15 protein-coding genes and 2 pseudogenes are annotated in these 17,781 nt (G+C 58.8%); 6 read left to right on the top strand and 11 right to left on the bottom strand.

Translation table 11 applies throughout. The features are described 5' to 3' along the window. Positions 1 to 5: 5 nt before the first annotated feature. The 5 genes from AC1D1L_RS30275 to AC1D1L_RS30255 form a co-directional block, all read right to left on the bottom strand. Positions 6 to 884 carry a carbohydrate ABC transporter permease gene (locus AC1D1L_RS30275; protein WP_477345024.1) on the bottom strand — a complete coding sequence of 293 codons (879 nt, stop codon included), beginning with the start codon at positions 882 to 884 and terminating at the stop codon, positions 6 to 8. Next, positions 874 to 1,770 (bottom strand): carbohydrate ABC transporter permease, encoded by an 897-nt coding sequence (locus AC1D1L_RS30270; protein WP_477345023.1) that lies wholly within the window; start codon positions 1,768 to 1,770, stop codon positions 874 to 876. Before AC1D1L_RS30270 ends, AC1D1L_RS30275 begins: the two co-directional genes overlap by 11 nt. 93 nt (positions 1,771 to 1,863) lie before the next feature. Continuing rightward, positions 1,864 to 3,117, bottom strand: coding sequence for an ABC transporter substrate-binding protein (locus AC1D1L_RS30265; RefSeq protein WP_477345022.1), 1,254 nt, complete (start codon positions 3,115 to 3,117; stop codon positions 1,864 to 1,866). Positions 3,118 to 3,183: 66 nt separating this feature from the next. Beyond that, positions 3,184 to 4,494, bottom strand: coding sequence for a histidinol dehydrogenase (hisD, locus tag AC1D1L_RS30260; RefSeq protein ID WP_477345021.1), 1,311 nt, complete (start codon positions 4,492 to 4,494; stop codon positions 3,184 to 3,186). A gap of 97 nt (positions 4,495 to 4,591) precedes the next feature. Next, entirely contained in the window at positions 4,592 to 6,394 is a 1,803-nt protein-coding gene (locus AC1D1L_RS30255; RefSeq protein ID WP_477345020.1) for a thiamine pyrophosphate-binding protein, read from the bottom strand. 415 nt (positions 6,395 to 6,809) lie between these two features. Between AC1D1L_RS30255 and AC1D1L_RS30250 the strand changes: the two genes are divergently transcribed. Next, positions 6,810 to 7,499 (top strand): hypothetical protein, encoded by a 690-nt coding sequence (locus tag AC1D1L_RS30250; RefSeq protein WP_477345018.1) that lies wholly within the window; start codon positions 6,810 to 6,812, stop codon positions 7,497 to 7,499. A 37-nt stretch (positions 7,500 to 7,536) separates the two neighbouring features. Here AC1D1L_RS30250 and AC1D1L_RS30245 read toward each other — a convergent pair whose 3' ends face one another. Continuing rightward, positions 7,537 to 8,358, bottom strand: a complete 822-nt coding sequence (locus tag AC1D1L_RS30245; protein WP_477345017.1) for a helix-turn-helix domain-containing protein — start codon at positions 8,356 to 8,358, stop codon at positions 7,537 to 7,539. A 141-nt stretch (positions 8,359 to 8,499) separates the two neighbouring features. On the opposite strand from AC1D1L_RS30245, the gene AC1D1L_RS30240 reads away from it, so the two are divergent. The 3 genes from AC1D1L_RS30240 to hisN are packed head-to-tail and all read left to right on the top strand — an operon-like array spanning position 8,500 to position 11,233. Continuing rightward, entirely contained in the window at positions 8,500 to 9,540 is a 1,041-nt protein-coding gene (locus AC1D1L_RS30240; RefSeq protein ID WP_477345016.1) for a Gfo/Idh/MocA family protein, read from the top strand. Beyond that, positions 9,537 to 10,409 (top strand): sugar phosphate isomerase/epimerase family protein, encoded by an 873-nt coding sequence (locus tag AC1D1L_RS30235; RefSeq protein WP_477345015.1) that lies wholly within the window; start codon positions 9,537 to 9,539, stop codon positions 10,407 to 10,409. Before AC1D1L_RS30240 ends, AC1D1L_RS30235 begins: the two co-directional genes overlap by 4 nt. Positions 10,410 to 10,450: 41 nt before the next feature. Next, positions 10,451 to 11,233 (top strand): histidinol-phosphatase, encoded by a 783-nt coding sequence (gene hisN / locus AC1D1L_RS30230; RefSeq protein ID WP_477345068.1) that lies wholly within the window; start codon positions 10,451 to 10,453, stop codon positions 11,231 to 11,233. Positions 11,234 to 11,251: 18 nt separating this feature from the next. Here the strand turns inward: hisN and AC1D1L_RS30225 are convergent, their stop codons facing one another. The 4 genes and pseudogenes from AC1D1L_RS30225 to AC1D1L_RS30210 all read right to left on the bottom strand — a co-directional run bounded on the left by AC1D1L_RS30225 (position 11,252) and on the right by AC1D1L_RS30210 (position 14,623). Beyond that, positions 11,252 to 12,433 carry an MFS transporter gene (locus AC1D1L_RS30225; protein ID WP_477345014.1) on the bottom strand — a complete coding sequence of 394 codons (1,182 nt, stop codon included), beginning with the start codon at positions 12,431 to 12,433 and terminating at the stop codon, positions 11,252 to 11,254. A gap of 539 nt (positions 12,434 to 12,972) precedes the next feature. Then, a pseudogene (locus AC1D1L_RS30220) lies at positions 12,973 to 13,059 on the bottom strand (Arm DNA-binding domain-containing protein); the annotation flags it as partial. A gap of 460 nt (positions 13,060 to 13,519) precedes the next feature. Then, positions 13,520 to 13,933 carry a hypothetical protein gene (locus AC1D1L_RS30215; RefSeq protein ID WP_477345012.1) on the bottom strand — a complete coding sequence of 138 codons (414 nt, stop codon included), beginning with the start codon at positions 13,931 to 13,933 and terminating at the stop codon, positions 13,520 to 13,522. A 144-nt stretch (positions 13,934 to 14,077) separates the two neighbouring features. Beyond that, complete coding sequence (locus AC1D1L_RS30210; protein WP_477345011.1) at positions 14,078 to 14,623, bottom strand: ATP-binding cassette domain-containing protein; 546 nt, start codon at positions 14,621 to 14,623, stop codon at positions 14,078 to 14,080. 619 nt (positions 14,624 to 15,242) lie between these two features. Here AC1D1L_RS30210 and AC1D1L_RS30205 point away from each other — a divergent pair. Together AC1D1L_RS30205 and AC1D1L_RS30200 are read left to right on the top strand one after the other, a co-directional pair. Further along, complete coding sequence (locus tag AC1D1L_RS30205; protein WP_477345010.1) at positions 15,243 to 16,319, top strand: sensor histidine kinase; 1,077 nt, start codon at positions 15,243 to 15,245, stop codon at positions 16,317 to 16,319. Between the two features lie 563 nt (positions 16,320 to 16,882). Continuing rightward, positions 16,883 to 17,335, top strand: coding sequence for a GFA family protein (locus AC1D1L_RS30200; RefSeq protein ID WP_477345009.1), 453 nt, complete (start codon positions 16,883 to 16,885; stop codon positions 17,333 to 17,335). On the opposite strand, the pseudogene AC1D1L_RS30195 reads toward AC1D1L_RS30200, so the two are convergent. Then, a pseudogene (locus AC1D1L_RS30195) lies at positions 17,317 to 17,483 on the bottom strand (alpha/beta fold hydrolase); the annotation flags it as partial. The gene AC1D1L_RS30200 and the pseudogene AC1D1L_RS30195 sit on opposite strands and share 19 nt — an antisense overlap. Positions 17,484 to 17,781: the final 298 nt, after the last annotated feature.

The following is a 17,781-nucleotide window of genomic DNA, read 5'->3' as shown; positions in this document are numbered from 1 at the left end:
TTGGATCAACCTTTTACTGCGCCGGCCGTTAGGCCGCGCACGAAGTAACGTCCCGCAACGACATAGACGATGAGGGTAGGCAGGGCGGCGATCATGGCGGCGGCCATGTCGACGTTGTATTGTTTGCGTCCCATCGAGACGTTGACGATGTTGTTAAGGGCTACGGTGATGGGAGCATTTTCGCCGGCGGTAAAAGACGCCCCGAACAGGTAGTCGTTCCAGATCTGGGTGAACTGCCAGATGCAGGACACGACGATGATCGGCAGCGCTGTTGGCAGCATGATCGACACAAAGATGCGAATGAACCCGGCACCGTCGATTTGCGCCGCCCTTACAAGTTCATCGGGGATGCCGACGAAATAATTGCGGAAAAAAAGGGTGGTGAACGCGATGCCGTAGACTGTGTGGACCAGCACCAGCCCCGGGAGTGAACCTGCGAGACCAAGGATGCCCAAAGTTTGCGCCATGGGAAGAATCACCGCCTGAAACGGCAGGAAACAGCCAAACAGCAGCAGTCCGAAAATAACGTTAGAGCCGGGAAACCGCCATTTGGTGATCACGTAGCCGTTGATCGCACCAATACCGGTCGACAGGATCACCGCCGGGACTGTCACCAGCAGCGAGTTGACGAAATACGGTTTGAGGCCCTTGCAGGCGGTCCCGTTGCAGGCCTCGGACCAGGCGCTGCGCCAGGCGTCAAAGCTGATCTGCGACGGCAGGCCGATAAAGGAGCCGGCATAGATCTCGTCCAGATGTTTCACCGACGTGGTGACCATCACCCAGAGCGGCATCAGGTAGAACGCAGCCATGAAGAAGAGGCTGCCGTAGATGAAGGCGCGACGGATTCCATGCTGTCGGCGGAGAGACGCGGCATTAGTGGCCATCGCGGGGCTCCTTCAGCTCTGAATAGAGGTACGGAACGATGATGGCCGCGACTGTCATCAGCATCATCATCGCACTGGCCGCACCAACGCCCATCTGGTCACGGCGGAAGGTGGCCGAGTACATGAAGGTCGAAGGCATTTCGGTGGAGGAACCAGGCCCGGTGTTTGTCAGCGCCAGAATGAGATCGAAGCTCTTGATCGCAATGTAACTGAGCAGAACGATCACGCTCAGGAAGGCCGGCCGCAGCATCGGCACGACGATTGTTCTATAGATCAGCGGCAGGCCTGCGCCTTCGATCTGTGCGGCCTTGATGACCGAATTGTCGATGCCGCGCAGGCCGGCCAGAAAGATCGCCATGGCGAAGCCGGTCGATTGCCATACGGCGGCAATCACCACGCAATAGATCGCGAAGGTCGGCTGCGCGATCCAGTCAAACACGAAGCTGGTCCAGCCCAGATCATTGACCACTTTCTGCACGCCCAGAGCGGGGTTGAGGATCCATTTCCAGGCGGTACCGGTGACGATGAAGGACAGCGCCATCGGGTACAGAAAGATCGCCCGCAAGGTGCCTTCGATACGGATCTTCTGATCGAGAAGGATCGCCATCAACAGTCCGAGCCCGGTGGTCAGGCCGAGGAAAAGTGCTGAAAAGACGAACAGATTGAACACCGCCGTATGCCAGCGCGGCGTTGACCACAGGCGGACATATTGGTTCAAGCCGACGAAATCGTATTTCGGCACGATCATCGAAGAAGAGAGTGAAATCCAGCCCGTCCAGCAGATGAACAGGTAGACCGCCACTAGCACAACCAAAAGGCTGGGCGTCAGAACCAGCCGCGGCAGCCAGTTCGCAATACGGTCCGATAATGGGATGGGTCTGCGCATCGGGCTTGCCCTGTGGTTTGGTCCGTGGAGCGGCGACGAAATGTGCTGCCGGGACATCAATGGGAGGATTGCCCCGGCAGCCGAACGCGCGCCTCAGCGTGCGTTGCTAATGCCGTCGACCAGGGATTTGACCGCGTCTTCCGCGCTCATGTCGGTGACGAAAAACTTGCCGACGACGTCCTGAAACACGCCGGAGAACCGCGGCTCGACGGCAAAGCCGTCGGTGAGCGATCCGTATATGGCGTTGTTCTTGATGGCTTCGACACGGTCCGAAAAGCTGCGCTTGGCGCAGTCGTCAAAATCGTCCATCGCCACGTCGAGACGAGCCGGTATCGACCCCTTGGTCAGGTTGAACTTTTTCTGGACCTCCGGGTCCATGATCGCTTCCGCGACCGCGTCCTGTCCCTTTGCGATATCGGCATTGTCGATCTTGAAGCCGCCGAATGTATCGAACACGAACTTGTAGTTCGGTGTGGCGGTCGGCGTCGGGAAGCACAGGAAATCGACGCCCGGCTTCATGCCCTTGGCGAGGAACTCGCCCTTCGCCCAGTCGCCCATGATCTGCATGCCTGCCTGGCCGTTGGCGACCATGTTGGTCGCAGCCGCCCAGTCACGGCCGGTGAAGCCTGGATCATGCAATCCACGAACCTTGCCCAGAAGTTCGAAGGTCTTGATCATCTCGGGGCTGGACAGCGCCGTTTCATCAAGATCGATCGCGGCTTTCTTGTAGAAATCGGGGCCGTTCACGTCGATCAGCATCGATTCGAACAGCTCTTCAATCTGCCAGCTCTCGTCGCTCATCGCTATCGGGGTCACACCAATCGCTTTCAGCTTTTCGCCGCTGGCAATGAGCTCATCCCAGCTCGTGGGAATGGCGATCCCGGCCTTGTCGAAGACAGCCTTGTTCGCCCAAACCCAGTTTTGGCGGTGCATGTTGATCGGGGTCGAGAAAAAGCTGTCGTCCTGTTCCAGGAATTGCAGCATGACCGGCGGCAGGTTGGCCTTCCAGCCGTTCTTCGCATACAGATCATTCAGCGAGCGCAACACGCCTTCCTTGGCCCAGCCCAGTCCTTCAAAGCCAAGGAACTGCATCACTGCCGGCGGGTTGCCGGCGGCGACGCGGGTGCGCAGCGCCTGCTGGGCGTTGGCGCCATTGGCGCCGCCAACCGCGCTGTCCTGCCACTCGAAGCCCATGGTTTTGAGTTTGTCGGTGATCACTTTCAGTGCACCGACCTCGCTTGCCGACGTCCAGACGTGCAGGCCTTCAATCTTCGTTTGGGCAGTTGCCTGGCCCGCAAAGGACAGACCCAGCGCTGTGGCCAATAGAATTTTCTTGAGTTCGGTCATCGTTATTCCCCTTGTTGATGTTGAAATGCCCGGCCGCATTTTTTCGCTGTTATCGGGCGGTGGCAGTCAGCTTGGATCGACCGGCATGGCGTAGCCGACGTTTCTTCCCCCATAGCGGCGGACGCGGATGTTGGATTGCTCGGCGTGGCCGACGAAGCCTTCCATAAGGGAGAGACGGGAACCGTACCCTCCGATCAGCGCCGACGCCTCGTCGGTCAGGATGCGTTGATAGGTGCAGGTCTTGAGGAACTTGCCGACCCAGAGCCCACCTGTGTAGCGGGCGGCTTTGTTGGTCGGCAGCGTGTGGTTGGTGCCTATCACCTTGTCGCCGAACGACACGTTCGTGCGAGCCCCCAGGAACAGCGCGCCATAGTTCTTCATGCTGTTCAGGAAGAAGTCAGGGTCGCGGGTCATCACCTGGACATGTTCGGAGGCGAGTCGATCCGCCTCAGCCACCATCTCCTCGATCGTCTCGCACAGGATGATCTCGCCGTAATCCTCCCAGGCCTTCGCCGCGATGGCCGCCGTCGGCAGGATCGTCAGCAGGCGCCCGATTTCGGAGAGTGTGTCGAACGCCAGCTTTTCGGAGTTTGTGATCAGCACCGCCGGCGAATTCACGCCGTGCTCGGCCTGGCCGAGCAGGTCGGTCGCGACCAGCTCGCCATCGACGCTGTCGTCGGCGATCACCAGTGTCTCGGTTGGACCGGCAAAGAGATCGATGCCGACCTTGCCGAACAGAAGGCGCTTGGCTTCGGCCACATAGGCGTTGCCTGGCCCCGCCACCATGTCGACCGGGGCGATCGTCTCGGTCCCGTAAGCCATCGCCGCTATCGCCTGGACGCCGCCCAGACAGTAGATCTCGTCGGCGCCGGCCAGTGCCTGGGCCGCCACGATCTTTTCAGCAAGCTTGCCCTGGAAGGGCGGCGCGCAGGTGATGATGCGCTCGCAGCCGGCAACCCGCGCCGTCAGTACCGTCATATGCGCCGATGCCAGCAGCGGATACTTTCCGCCCGGCACGTAGCAGCCGACATTCTGGATCGGCACGTTGCGGTGCCCAAGGACGACGCCCGGCAGCGTCTCGATCTCGAGATCGAGCAGCGTTGCGCGCTGTGCCTCGGCAAAGTTGCGGATCTGGTCCTGGGCGAAATCAAGATCTTCGCGTTCGCGCCCCGTCAGCGAATTGATGCAAGCGTCGATCTCGGCCCTGGTCAGGCGATAGGAGTCGCGGTCGAACTTGTCGAAACGGATCGACAATTCGCGCACAGCCCCGTCACCCCCCTGCTCGACCTGGTCCAGCAGCGCCTGGACCGCGCTCGTCACGGCACCGTCGCTGCCGTTTGCAACGCTGCCTCGAGCCGACTTGATGGTGCGTATCATGGCAATAGCTCTTCGTTTGCAGGGCCTGCGCCCTGCACTGCGGACTGAATCGATAGAATGAAGCGCGAGCGGCCAGGGCTACTCGCCCCAAGCACGGCTACATGTGCTGTTCGAGCACGCGCTTTTCGGCGTAAGCGGCCTGCTCTTTCTCGTAGTAGGCGGGCGATGGAAAATCCCACCAGCCAGTGGCGAACGGACCGGCCGCATCGCGCGACGTCATGACCTCGACCAGCGCCGGGCCGCCACAATCGAGAGCAGCCTTCAGCGATGTCTCCAGATCATCATCGGATGTGACCTTCCAGCTCTCCACGCCAAAGTTCTTGGCGACCGCCGCAATGTCGGCGCTGTAGGGCTCGCCATTGCCCTTGTGGCGGTTGAATTCGGAGGCGATGTGCCGGCCCATGAACTTGCGCTGGCCGCCGCGGATCGACATGTAGCCCTGGTTGTTCTGGACCAGGAAAACGACTGGGATGTTGTTCATCACGGCGGTGCCGAGTTCGGGCAGCGACATCATGAAATCGCCGTCGCCGGTGATGGATACGACCTGACGGTCCGGCATGGCCAGCTTGGCGCCCATGGCGGCCGGAACGGCCCAGCCCATCGGCGAGAACGAGCCGGAGGTGAGATGGGTCCGCGGCTGGTAGATGGGGAAGGTCTGCTTGACCGCGCCTTGCGTGTTGCCCGACCCGACAACGACGATGCCGTCGCGACTCATGACCTTGCGCAAGGCGCCAAGCGGGCGCTGAGACGTGAAAGGCGACTCGCGGCTATCGCGGCGCGGAGCAAGCAGCGCTTCCCAGTCCGCCTTCGCTTTCTGGACATCGGCCAGGAACCTGTCGCGGCGCATGACGGCCTTCTTCGACTGGTCCTCCGAAATCATCGACAGCATCGCTTCAAGCGTTGCCTTGGCGTCGGCCACGATGCCGACCTCCGTTGGATAGTTCTTGCCGATCTCGTGGTGATCGAGATCGATGTGGATGAGCTTGCCCGGCGGGATCGAGAAGCTGACGCCCTTGGCGTAGGAGGAAGCCGACCAGTCGGTGAAGCGGCAGCCGACCGACATGACGACATCGGCCGACGCGGTAATGCTGTTGCCGCAGGTCGTGCCGGTCTGGCCGACAGCGCCGATGAACAGCGCATGGTCTTCGGAAATGGCCCCTTTGCCATTCCAGGTGATGGAAACCGCGGCACCCAGCTTTTCGGCGAGCCTGGTGAGCTCTATCGACGCATTCGCCGAAATCGCACCGCCGCCCGCGACGATGACCGGCCGCTCGGCCGATAGCAGCAGCTTGACGGCCCGCTCGACCGCCTGCGGATCCGGATAGGAAACGCCGCGCGCCATGCGAAGATCGAGTGGATGAATCTCGACATCGGCCGCCTCGACCTGGATGTCCATCGGGACCTCGACATGGACGGGTCCGGGACGGCCGCTCAGCATGGTGTTGAAGGCGCGGTGCATGATGAAGGGCAATTCGTCGACGCGGCCGGCCTTGTAGGCGCGCTTGGTGACTTGCTCCGTGATGCGCGGGAATGCGTTCTCGTTCTGCCGCTCGATCTCCTGCATCACGCCGTGACCCTTCATGTGGGTCGCCGGTCCGCCGGAGACGTAAAAAGCGGGAATGGAATCGGCGTAGCAGGTCGCAAGGCCGATGATCGTGTTCGTCGCGCCAGGACCAATAGAGGTCGAGCATGCCATGGGGCGACCGCTTGCCCGGAAATAGCCGTCAGCCATGTGCACCGCACTCTGCTCGTGCATGACCTGGATGAATGGAAGGGTCGAACCCTCCTCCATAAACGCGTCGAAAAGGGACCAGATGCCGTGGCCGGGCACACCGGCCACATACTCGACCCCATATTCCTTGAGTGCCCTTGCGACGACCTGTCCGCCCGTTAGCTTCATCTGTTCGACCCTCTTGTTTTTCTCTTTTGTCTTGAGCGGCCTTCTGCTCAAGTGAGGGTCGGTGAAGGCCGGCCCTCGGTGATGGCGCCAATAGGCAGACTTTCGAGGGCTGGTGACAAGTTCGCAGAGCGCGTTTCCGTGACGCTAGATGACGCACAAATCGAGAAGAAGTGCTTCGTTCGTTCTGATCGATCAAGCGCTCGCGGTGCCCGCCGGGAGGATGTCGGGCCAACAGCGTTTGACAAAGGGTATGGCAACGCGACCTGCGCGACGTAGGTTCGCGGCAATCGAAACGACGCACTATGACGCATGTTGAACGTCGTTTCGCTAATTAATTCGGCAATCCGCGCACTTCCGCCGGCCATGGCGCTGTGGCTTGCTGGTGGCCATGACAATCCATGCACCAGACACAATGATGAAGAACCAGGCCAGAGACCTATCCTTCGCCGATGACTTCATTTTCGCCAGGCTCGTCGAGAACGTCGTCGATTATGATGTCGAGGATGCCGTGGTCGTCAACCTTAGCCCCTCGCCCATGGTCACCGGGCATGAGCATCCGGCAATTGTCCCCGCCTGGAAGTCCACCCAGCTCAAGGGAGGACGTATCAAATCGGCGGAGCGTGCCGCCATCCTCAGGGTCAAGAATGCCGTCAATCTCGGGGGATGCATGTTCCGTGGCTGGGATTGGCTCGGCAATCGCATCAAGAGTTTCCCGCGCGACACGCCCCTGTTCATCTCATCCCAGGATGAGATCGGCACGGTGATCACCGACCCTCATGTGTTTACCAACGAGCATCCAACCGCCAGGGTGCCGCAAACCTTCACCCTGAAGCTCAATCTGTGGTGGTCGCCGGGCGATACGGACTGCTTCATCCACAATGAGCATCGGTTCCTGGAAACCCATACGCAGATCCACGGCAGTGGCCGCATGCAGAAGTTCAGGCAACGAGACGCGTCCACGATCTATGAGGACGTGGTTATGCCGGTCGGCTATTCGCACGATCCGTTCTGCCGGGTGACGGGCGAGAACCAATGGACCTATCCCTGGCATCGCTACTACGCCGATACGGATTCGGTCTGGCTGGCGATCGAACTTCACCCCTGAGCGTCATGGTGGACCTTCAAACGGCCGGCCTAGGCCCTCACATCTGGATCATGTCCAGCCCGTCGCCCAGATATTGCAGCGCCTCGCGCGGGATCGCCGGATCGTTGCGGTCCATCACCGTCAATGCCTTGAGATGCTCTCGGCGCAGCAGGCCCGGCCCACGGTAATGCAAGGCCACTTTGGTCGAGTAGGGCTGGCGAAAAACGTTGGCGGCGATACCGCTGGAGATGCCGAACATGAACCGCTTGGCATTGCGTTTCACCTGGGCATAGACGCCGAAGGTGAGCTCGTTGCACTGAATGCCCTCAAAATCCGCGGTAAACAGCCGGTCGGCCAGGGGAAAGCAGAAGCCATAATATTTGAAGATATACTCGGTCTTTCGCGGCGTATCGAAGCTCGGGAATCGCTCGACATAATAGTGCTGCAAGAACTCTCGGTTCCTGTAAATGCAGAATGCGGATTTGAGGACAAATCCCTTGTAGATCGACGAGAACTGGTAGCGATCATAGATACCGGCGATTTCGTTGTCCTGTGAATTGTTCTCGACGATCATATTGGAAATGAACCGCGAAAACTCGGGCAATTGCCGTGCTGTGGCCATGGCGTGAAAGAAGTTTCCATCCACGAGAGTCCGGAATTCGTCGGGGTCCGAAAAAAGAATCGGCACGCTCAGCCCGAAATAGTTGGCGATTATCCGGATATTGGGAGCCGACGGAACATGAGCCCCGGAAAGGTACTTGTTGAACTGCTGGCGATTGACGTTGATCTTGCGACAGACTGCGGCAACGGAACCGTGCTGATTGCACAGGGTCCTGAGGTTGGCGGCCAGCGCGCCGGTGTTTTCGCCAATGAAGGTCACCTCAGGCTTCTCCATTTCGATATGAAGCAACTAGAAGCTATGACTACGCCGAAGTGAGAAAGACTTCAATAGGATGCGAAGTTGATGGCGGCTGAAGTGGGCCGCATAGTTTTGCCAGCTATTTCCGGGAGGGACGTTTCAGTGGCAGCAGGCGCCAAGGTGGGCTGGTCCTTCATGGGGACGGGAACCATCGCCACTGAGCAGGTGGTCGAGGCACTCCGTTCCGTCGGCCATTGCCCGCTGTGGGTGGTCAGCAGAAGCAGGAGGGATGCCGACCATTTCGCCGCGGATCTCGGCATTCCGCATTCCACGACCGAGCTCGGACCTGTCCTGCGCGATCCAGCGGTCGCGTTCGCCTATATCAGCGCCAGTCTCAAGCGCCGGCCACACTACATCGCCGCAGCAGCCGGTGCGGGCAAACACATTCTGTGCGACGGGCCTATTTCCCGGACCAGCAAGACGGCCAGCGCGTTGGTGGAGCTTTGCCAGGCAGCGCAGGCGTTGCTGGTGGTCAATCAGCGATTGCGGGCATCGACCATCCATCAAACCATGCGGCGGTTGATCCGCGATGGCGAGATCGGCAAGGTTCAGTCGATCATCCTGATACGGGGCGGCCCCTATCAGGCTCCGCCCCATCGCAGGGCTCGCGACTTCGACGAAGGCAGCGGTATCTATCTCGACGTCTCCGTGGAGGACATTGACCTCGCCCGTTTCCTGACCGGCGCCGAGCCTGTCGAGGCGACCGCTCTGGGCACATCGGACGAGACTGTGCCCAGCCAGGCGACCTATATGCTGCGGCTTGGCGATGGCAGCCTCTTCCAGGTCCATGAGAGCTTCAGGACCGTCGACATCGAAAGCACTGTGCTGGTGGCGGGCGACAAAGGTGCGCTGATCGCGCAAGGCACCCTGAATGGCCGCATGTCAGGAACGCTGGCGCGACGGGTCGACGGCAGGACCGAGGCCGTTCCCGTTCGCGACCACGATTTGCACCTGGCAACCGTCAGGGAATTCGCCAACACGCGCGGCCAAAAGCCATCCTGGTTATCGCAGGGCGCCGACAGTGTGATTGCTCTTCGCACTGCCGAAGCCGTCGCCATGTCCGCTAAAAGGCGCCGCACGGTTTCCATTCAAGGCTGGCCATTCAACCCGCTTCAAGCGGCACCCGACGGGGCATCAAGATGAAAAGCAATCCCATCCTGTTCCACTCCCTTGCCGCCCGGCATTCCACGTTGGCCATCGATCTCGATATCGTGCGCGAGATCGGCTTCGACGGGATTGAGGTCTCGGCCGCCAAGATGCGGGCCTTCCTCGACGCTGGCTTCACGCATCAGGATTTGCGGCAGGCCTTTGAGGGCATGTACGTTCCGGGGACGGGTTTCCTTGTCGACATCGAACGACAGGGCGAGGCGAAGGCCGATTTGATGCGCGAGGCCGACAGCCTGTTTCAACTTGCCGCCGCCGCCGGTGCGAAGGGCGTGCAGGTCATCACCGGTCCGCTGAGCCTGCTGGCCCTGGACGACACGACCGCGACCCCCGGGCTTTACCGGGGTCTCGTTGGCCTGCCGCTCAAGACGCAGATCGATCTCACCGCGGCGAACCTGGCCTCGGTCGCCGAACTCGCGGCGCAGTACGGCCTGCTGATCTATCTGGAAGCACTGTCGTGGACGCCGCTCAACACGATCGACAGGCAGCTTCGCACGATCGAGACCGCCAATCGGGACAACATACGGCTCGTGATCGACTTCTGGCATTGCTACACGTCAGGCGACACGCCCGAACGCGTAGCGCGGCTGGACAAGAGCATCATCTATGGCGTCCACATCTGCGACTCCCTCGATTTCGCTGGCGGCATCCCTGACGAGAGCGTGCTGCGCGACGTGGCGACGGGAAGCGGCGTGCTCAATCTCAAGGAATGGGTCGATGCCGTGAAGTCGACCGGCTATGACGGCTGGTGGAGTTGCGAGCTGTTCTGCCGGCGCGAGCACCAGGAAAACAGCTATGACGTGGCGCGCAGCCTTAGGACGCTCATGCACGACCTTGTTGGTCCATAAGGTCATTCTTCTCTCTACCCGAATGAAAATTGGAAACCGCAATGCACCGACTGCCAGACATCGCATACTTTCATCGACTTGCCGACGCAGCCGCCGACGTTGCGCTGTCTTTCTACCGCAAGCCAATCGAAGTCGAGGAGAAGGTGAAGGCCGGGTACCGCTTCGACCCGGTGACGATGGCCGACAAGCAGGCCGAGCAGGTCATCCGCGCGCTGATCGTCCAGGCCTATCCGGACCATGCGGTGCTTGGTGAAGAGTTCGGGGAAAGCGGTCAAGGACCGGTCAAATGGATCATTGACCCGATTGACGGCACCCGACCGTTCATATGTGGCATACCCGTCTGGGGCACCCTCATCGGGCTGACGGTAGAGGGAAAGGCCTGCATGGGCATGATGAGCCAGCCCTTTACCGGCGAACGGTTCTGGGCGACCGAGACCGAGGCATGGACAAGCAGCGCAGAAGGCCTGAGGCGGTTGCAGACCAAAGCCGCCGGATCGTTGGCTACCGCCATCCTTCATACCAACTCGCCGGACCGCTTTCCGGACTTTCCTGGGATCAACTTCACTGGCCTCAAGAATGCCGTCTTGATGACCCGCTACGGCGGCGAGTGCTATGCATTCGCAATGCTGGCCGCCGGTCAAATCGACCTTTGCCTCGAGGCAAGCCTGCAGCCCTATGACATCGCCGCATTGATCCCGATCATTGAGCGGGCCGGCGGCGTGGTCACCAACCTGGCTGGGGAGCCGGCAGAAGATGGTGGCGCCGTGCTGGCTTCGGCAAACCGCAATCTGCACGAGGAAGCGCTGGCGCTGATTAACGGCTAGAGCTTCATGCCTCCAGCGTCATTCCTTGCGAAGCGTCCGCGTTGCCAGTGCAACCAGAATAAAGGCCACCGCAATCAACACGAAGGTGGCTGACAGCGACGATATCTGCGCCACGAAACCGAGTAGAGCTGGTCCCAGCAGCAAGCCGGCATAGCCCATCGTCGTCACAATCGACATCGCACGGCCGGCGGCTGCACCGCCGGAGCGACCGGCAGCAGCGAATGCCAACGGTACGAGATTGGCAACGCTCAGACCGCATAAGGCCAAGGCGACGAAGACCATGACTACGTTTCCTGCCAGCACGAGCAACCCCACCGAAGCCGCACAAATGATCGAACAATAGTACAAGAGCCGCCTCGAACCGATGCGGGTGGTGATTGCGTCGCCGAACAGGCGGCCGAACGCCATCATCGTTGCGAAGACAGCAAAACCATAGGCACCCGCGCTGTCGGTTCCACTGAACACATTGACGATATAGATGGCGCTCCAATCCATAATTCCGCCTTCGCCTAACATGGACAAGAAGGCGATTGCCCCGATCAGATAAAGATACGGCTTCTGCGCACTGTCGAGCCTGCCGCCGCTGCTGGCTCCAACGTGAATTGCATCGGCCGGGTCGGCATTCCGCGATGAGCCTTGGCTGGCGACAATCGCAAACGTAGCAACACCCGCACCGGTGGCTCCTAGGCAAATCACCAGTGTGCCGCCGTGCGACAAGATCTGGCCGACAGTGAAAGCGCCGGCCAGATTACCAAAACTGAACATTGCGTGAAACGACGACATCAGATGCCGGCCGGCGCGACGTTCCAGGGCGGATGCGTCGGTGTTCATCGAGACATCCAGCGTGCCGAAGCCGGAACCTGCAACAAATACAATCGAGGTGAGCCAGGCATTGCCCGACACAAATGGGACGATGACAAGCGCCACGCCGAACGTCATGGCTCCGACCAAACTGAGCGTGCTGCAGCTAAAGCGCGCCGTAAGTCGTCCGACATTCGTCATCGCCATGATCGCGCCCAGCGCGAAGCAAAGGAGGATCAGCCCGAGTTCGCCTTTCTCCAGACTGTTTTGAGCACTGAGGACAGGCAGGCAAGAAGCCCACGATCCGAGACCGACGCCGGCGGCGAAGAAGAAAAGGTTGCAGTAGAATCGACCGCTGCGTATCGCAGTCGGCATTTCGAAAACCCTGTTTGCCAACATCCTACCTCTTAGAGGCGCCCTGACTTGGACCGGCCAGCGACGGTGTTGGCAGGCAACTTTGCGGATCGGCTACCCTAAGGCGTGATAATAGCCAGCCACAGGTAGGAGCATACGACATCAGTTGAATTCGCACGGCAACTTCGCACAGACCTGTTGCCCGACGCACAGCGACGCACTCACCCGCTTTGAGCCGATATCCATTTTTGATTTTCTGTGCCGAGACTGGAGTTCTGCATCCGTTGCCAGGTTTATTCGCCCGATTAGCGAACTCGTCCCTCTCTAAGCGGCCTGACAATCCGCCACTGCTGCGCCATAGACTTCACCTTTTCGATTGCGATCGCCGAGGAGCGGATCGAGAAGATTTCAGACGCGATATCCGCTGGGGTCAGAACGGCTGAAGTGCCCTAGCAATATTGGCTCCGGCTCGCACTAAATCGTCGAGGTCGTTTGTTGGCGCATCATGTTCAAGCACGAGACAGCTATCTCTCTGACCTCAGCTACGCGGTGCGGCGCTCGCACTGCGAGCTTATCCGACGCATGACGCGGATGTACATGCCGTCACGGTCTGCAATCTTGTAGATTTTCTGCTTTGGTTTCAACGCCTTAAGGGCGGCATCCGTCAGCATGCCTACTGCCTCCTGAAAAAGTACCGTCAGTACAATTTTGAGGCTTCTCGACAGAAAATTCCTTTTTTCTTCAATGCCTTATGGGGCGAAAAAGTACCGTCACTAGCCTCATTGACTATGACGGTACTCAGAAAATTTCGGTGGGCAATATGTACGCGACCCGTCAGTCGGTCTGTCACAACCAATCTCTGCGTGCCGATTGTCGCTGATTGTCTTTGAAAGGATTTATCTTTGTTTTCAGTACGTTACGTCGCAGATTGGCGTATTTTCGGCGGCGTTTGGGGGAGCCTGAATCATTCCCACTCGATTGTTCAAATGGCATATAACTCATTGAAAATACTGTGAAATATTTTTCATATCCGCGAAAAGTCCGGCATCGGAGCCGTCAAAAAATTACGCTTTTGATTTTAAAGGGAAAATCGCCACAAAAAATATTTTGAGGTTTCACCAACTATCGGGATCAATCGGGCGATTTTTGCACTTTTCGGCGTTCGACGGCGTGCCCAAGTTGCCTCGAAAAAGTACCGTCACCGCTCCAACTAGTACATTTTTTCGTCGCAAAATCAATGGTCATGGTAGGGCCCGGAGGGCGTCCGAAGACTGTTGATTTTATTGGGTTTTTCGTGGGCCAAAGTGAGAAAGCTTCCCGTATCGTTCCATATGGTTCCGCGACCACTTTCGGGCGACCAAACAGATCGAGATCGTAGAATTTACCCGAACCAAAGCCGTCGGCGGCCAGTGAATGGGAGGGCACCGGGGCCTCGTTCGGCAGCTCGAATTCGAAAATGCGGATCGGACAATTGGTCGCGAGCGATGAATTTTTGTCGAGATCTTCGTTCTCTTCCTGAGGGGCCATCGGATCCTGAGGGGCCATCGGAAAGATCGAACGAGATATTTAGCGACCTTTCTGTTTGCGAAAACCACGTGCGCCAATATCCAAACGTCTGGCAGTTCGTGCGACGAGTTAAAGGCGGAACAGGTCGTTCGCCATTTGATGCGCCCGGGGACCCGGTGATCGTCAGATCCGCCGCTCCGACGCCGCCGAAAAGAAGGATGCCTTGGTCATGTTAAAGCAGAGGCCGACGTCCGGATGCATCGCCCGTGCTTCGTTCACACCAAGCCGAACACTGAACCGCTTGCCCAGGCATTCGAACCAACCGAGCGCGTCCGCGCCCAGCAGTTCGGTAAACGCCAGCGTTCCGGGAATACTTTCGGGCGTCCCCTGATCCACCACGCTTATATCCTCACTGCGGATGCCAAGCACCACATCGCGCTCTCGCGATGAATCTTCGAAACCGTAGCCTGACGTGTCGATCCCAACATCGCCAACCTGGAGCCTGCCCGCGTGGTCCAATCGACCTTGCAGAAAGTTCATCGCCGGCGAACCGACGAAGCCTGCGACGAACAGGCTGGCTGGCTTTTCGTAGATCGATTGCGGGTGGGCATGAAGCATCGACACCATCGGCGTCAGCCCGACGCCGCCGCTGAGCACCAGAGCAACGATGACAAGCGTTGCCAGAATCCCTGCAGCGATCCAGAACCTTTTTGACTTCGGCACGGTCATCCACCCCCGCCGCCGGAGCGGCTTTGCATCGCCTCGAGGATGACCTCGAATATGCTCCCGACCTCTTCGCTGATCTCGTCGGCGCTGATACCTGGTCGGCTGCCTTCATGGCCTTGTCGGCAAGATCGGAGATGGCCGCCGGATCATCGGTGAAGGCATTCGCAGGTGTTCAGCCATCCATTTATCGAGGAAGTCTCCGCCGCGTTTGAGCGGGTTTATTAGACAACGCGCATTGTCAATGCGACAACGCCTGGGCAGCCCAGGAAGCAACGGAACGCAGTGTCACCTTACGCACAAACGAGCCTGTGTGGATTCGAGTCACCGACGAAAACCGCGGTCACCTTTTCGAGTACAGCTTCACTTTGTGAACCGTCTGTTCGAGCGGGGAAGCGAGGCAACGTTGGCGAAGCCGATGACAAGCACAGATCCGAATTCGGACATCTGCCCTTATGACCTCGAATATTTCATGCAAGCACGGGCTTTCTAAGGATGCCGCCGAGTTCACAGCAACGGCCGATGATGCGACTACGACGCCGAAGCCTTGTCGCTGCCCCGTTCGCCGGTGGCGGATGAGGCCGATCGCTGATATTGATCTGATCCACTCCATCAAGGCGCGCATATGACATCCGATTCAGATAAGGCCGAAGCGGTCGAGCAGTTGCTCGACACGCCTGACCTTGCCACAGCGTTGGAAAGCGAACAATTCAAGAAGTTCCTTGACCAGGTTCCGATCGCGATTGCTGTTTCCGATCTGAACGCGAATGAGCGTGTCGTGTATGTCAACCCGGAATTTGAGAAGCTCTCGGGCCTGAAAGCCGCCAGTTTGGCACGCAGGAACTGGGCAGCGCTTTCCGGAGTAGGTCTCCATGAGCAGCAGGACAGTGCGCTGGCTGATAGCATTGTAACAGATACCGATTTCGTGGGAACTTTTCGCCTGGAGCGCGGCGTCGACGAACCGACTGTGGTTGATGCATACTCGAATGTGATCGTAGACGACAACGGCAAGGCTTGCTTTCGACTTGTTGCCCTTGTGGACGTAACGATCCATGGTGGAGCAGCGCCCACGGTTGATGAGCTTGTCCGCGAAAAGGATACTCTGCTGCGCGAGCTCCAGCACAGGGTAAAAAATAACCTCCAGATGATAACCGCACTCATCCGGCTGGAAACCCGCAACGCAGCAGAGCCTGATCAGAAACGTTTCGAGCGGCTGGGGGGGCGCGTTGATGCTCTGGCCATCCTCTATCAAACGCTCTCGGCTGACGAGCAGAAGGACGACGTCGATCTCGGCATCTATCTGAGCCAAATAGCCTCAGCAGTCATGGCCTCGCATGCCGTTGAGGGCATACGCCTGGACATGAAGGTGGATACCTATCCGGTGTCGATCAACGTTGCTATGCCGACCGGCCTGGTTGTGAACGAACTGCTGACCAACGCACTCAAACACGGCTTTAAGGGACGCGAAGGCGGAACGATAACACTTCACAGCGTTGTCGACGGTGACGGTTGCCGAATCATCGTCGCGGATGACGGGGTTGGTTTACCCGATGGAGAGACCTGGCCCAAGCCGGGCAAACTCGGCGCACTAATCGCGCGTTCATTAACTGAGAACGCCAAGGCCTCGTTTGACGTGGTCTCCAGTTCAGCTGAAGGCACGAAAGTTACCATTATGTTCAAACGATCGACGGCCGCGGGCTAAGGAATGCCGCTACGTCCTTTAGCCATTGCATAAAGTTTGCCAGATGTAGCCACCGTCCTGTTCGACGCCTCGGGGTCGCCAAAAGATGACGGTTGCCTCAATGCATAAGCGCGAAGTCGCCATTCAAATTGGGGCCGGAAATCGGGTTCATTACCTCCCTGTAGCCACAGATTCACCGACGGGATTGGATTACCATGGTTGAATCGTCCTTAAACGAGACGAGACTTTCGCTTTCGGGCAGTGGCCAAACAAGAACGCCCCAGCCCGGAGCGTACGGTCGTAGAACGCGGCCCGACCAAGAAATGAGAGTCTTTGGCAGCAGCGGGAATAGCTGCGTCCAAGTTCAACCGAGAAAATATCGTCGCAATTCACCCGCCAGAACGGCGATGCCGAGCCGGCAGAGGGGGTGATAACGCGATGTCTTCCTGATGATGGAGCAGGATCCCCTTTCGGCCAGTCGCTTGCGCCTCTGTTCGCGGAAGGCAGTCATCCCATAATTGCAGACCTTCGTCGTATGATTTGATGTATACTGAACGAACGGTGTCATCAGATCGATTGGCGGTATGATCGAAGGTGGCTGTCTTTGTGGGGCGATCCGATACCGATCAATGAAGGCCCCGACTGCGGGAGCCTTCTGCCATTGTCGGATTTGTCAAAAGGCCTATGGCGGTCCGCATATGGCCGGTCTTCGTTTTGACGACGGCGTAGAATTCACACAAGGAACGCCCTCCTATTTTCGATCAAGTGAAGTGGCACAACGCGGATTTTGTACTGGATGTGGTTCCCCGCTCGTGTTCGTCTACGACAAAGCTCCTGACATGTGGATAATGATTGGGTCGCTCGACCATCCCGAGGATTGGCCGATGACCGCAGACGCCTGGTGGGGACAGGTCGTTCACACTCAGACTAACTACAAAATCGAATGGGAGGTTTTGAATGACGGACTTCCACAGGTAAAGAGCCCGTTTCGCGACGCTACGGATGCTTTATTGTGTCGTTTGAAGATCCTGCCCTGATGCTCTGCTATCTTCCCGTCGACCAGTTCGCGCCGATCTTGAAAGCCGAAAGTGTTCCGCCCTCGTCGAGAGCCATTAGCCTGGAGTAGCCAACCACGTCGGCAGCGAGGATGGCAGCCAAACGACGCTGCACTGGTCCCTCGGTCATGCTCGGTATGACCTCTCTTCGGGTGGTAGCTCTGTCTGGAGCTGAATTCGCTTCACCATAGCAAGCAAACAATGCGCGGTCTTGGTTCACGTTCGCGTACATCGCGACCAACGCCTCCCTCGCGCCGCTAGTGTCTTAGTTGAATTCCGGCTTATGACGACCCATCCTCGACGTTCCGGCTCGTGGACTCGGCCGGCGGTCGCCCGTACAATCCTTGTCCTGTTGTGAAGGCAATGCGCTACATGACCGAAGGAAGCGTCCAACGTCGCCTCGCGGCCATCTTTGCCGCTGACGTGGC

This window comes from Mesorhizobium sp. P2_D6 (genome assembly GCF_056404315.1).
The sequence above is the reverse complement of the archived record's forward strand: the minus strand, read 5'-3'. Positions and strand labels throughout refer to the sequence as shown.

What these genes read in the sequence shown, in the direction of transcription:
- AC1D1L_RS30270 (WP_477345023.1), bottom strand. Translation starts at nt 1,770, where the DNA reads ATGCGCAGACCCATCCCATTATCGGACCGTATTGCGAACTGGCTGCCG.
- AC1D1L_RS30225 (WP_477345014.1), bottom strand. Translation starts at nt 12,433, where the DNA reads ATGTTGGCAAACAGGGTTTTCGAAATGCCGACTGCGATACGCAGCGGT.
- AC1D1L_RS30255 (WP_477345020.1), bottom strand. Translation starts at nt 6,394, where the DNA reads ATGAAGCTAACGGGCGGACAGGTCGTCGCAAGGGCACTCAAGGAATAT.
- AC1D1L_RS30215 (WP_477345012.1), bottom strand. Translation starts at nt 13,933, where the DNA reads ATGGCCCCTCAGGATCCGATGGCCCCTCAGGAAGAGAACGAAGATCTC.
- AC1D1L_RS30210 (WP_477345011.1), bottom strand. Translation starts at nt 14,623, where the DNA reads ATGACCGTGCCGAAGTCAAAAAGGTTCTGGATCGCTGCAGGGATTCTG.
- AC1D1L_RS30265 (WP_477345022.1), bottom strand. Translation starts at nt 3,117, where the DNA reads ATGACCGAACTCAAGAAAATTCTATTGGCCACAGCGCTGGGTCTGTCC.
- AC1D1L_RS30235 (WP_477345015.1), top strand. Translation starts at nt 9,537, where the DNA reads ATGAAAAGCAATCCCATCCTGTTCCACTCCCTTGCCGCCCGGCATTCC.
- hisD (WP_477345021.1), bottom strand. Translation starts at nt 4,494, where the DNA reads ATGATACGCACCATCAAGTCGGCTCGAGGCAGCGTTGCAAACGGCAGC.
- AC1D1L_RS30205 (WP_477345010.1), top strand. Translation starts at nt 15,243, where the DNA reads ATGACATCCGATTCAGATAAGGCCGAAGCGGTCGAGCAGTTGCTCGAC.
- hisN (WP_477345068.1), top strand. Translation starts at nt 10,451, where the DNA reads ATGCACCGACTGCCAGACATCGCATACTTTCATCGACTTGCCGACGCA.
- AC1D1L_RS30250 (WP_477345018.1), top strand. Translation starts at nt 6,810, where the DNA reads ATGAAGAACCAGGCCAGAGACCTATCCTTCGCCGATGACTTCATTTTC.
- AC1D1L_RS30200 (WP_477345009.1), top strand. Translation starts at nt 16,883, where the DNA reads ATGATCGAAGGTGGCTGTCTTTGTGGGGCGATCCGATACCGATCAATG.
- AC1D1L_RS30275 (WP_477345024.1), bottom strand. Translation starts at nt 884, where the DNA reads ATGGCCACTAATGCCGCGTCTCTCCGCCGACAGCATGGAATCCGTCGC.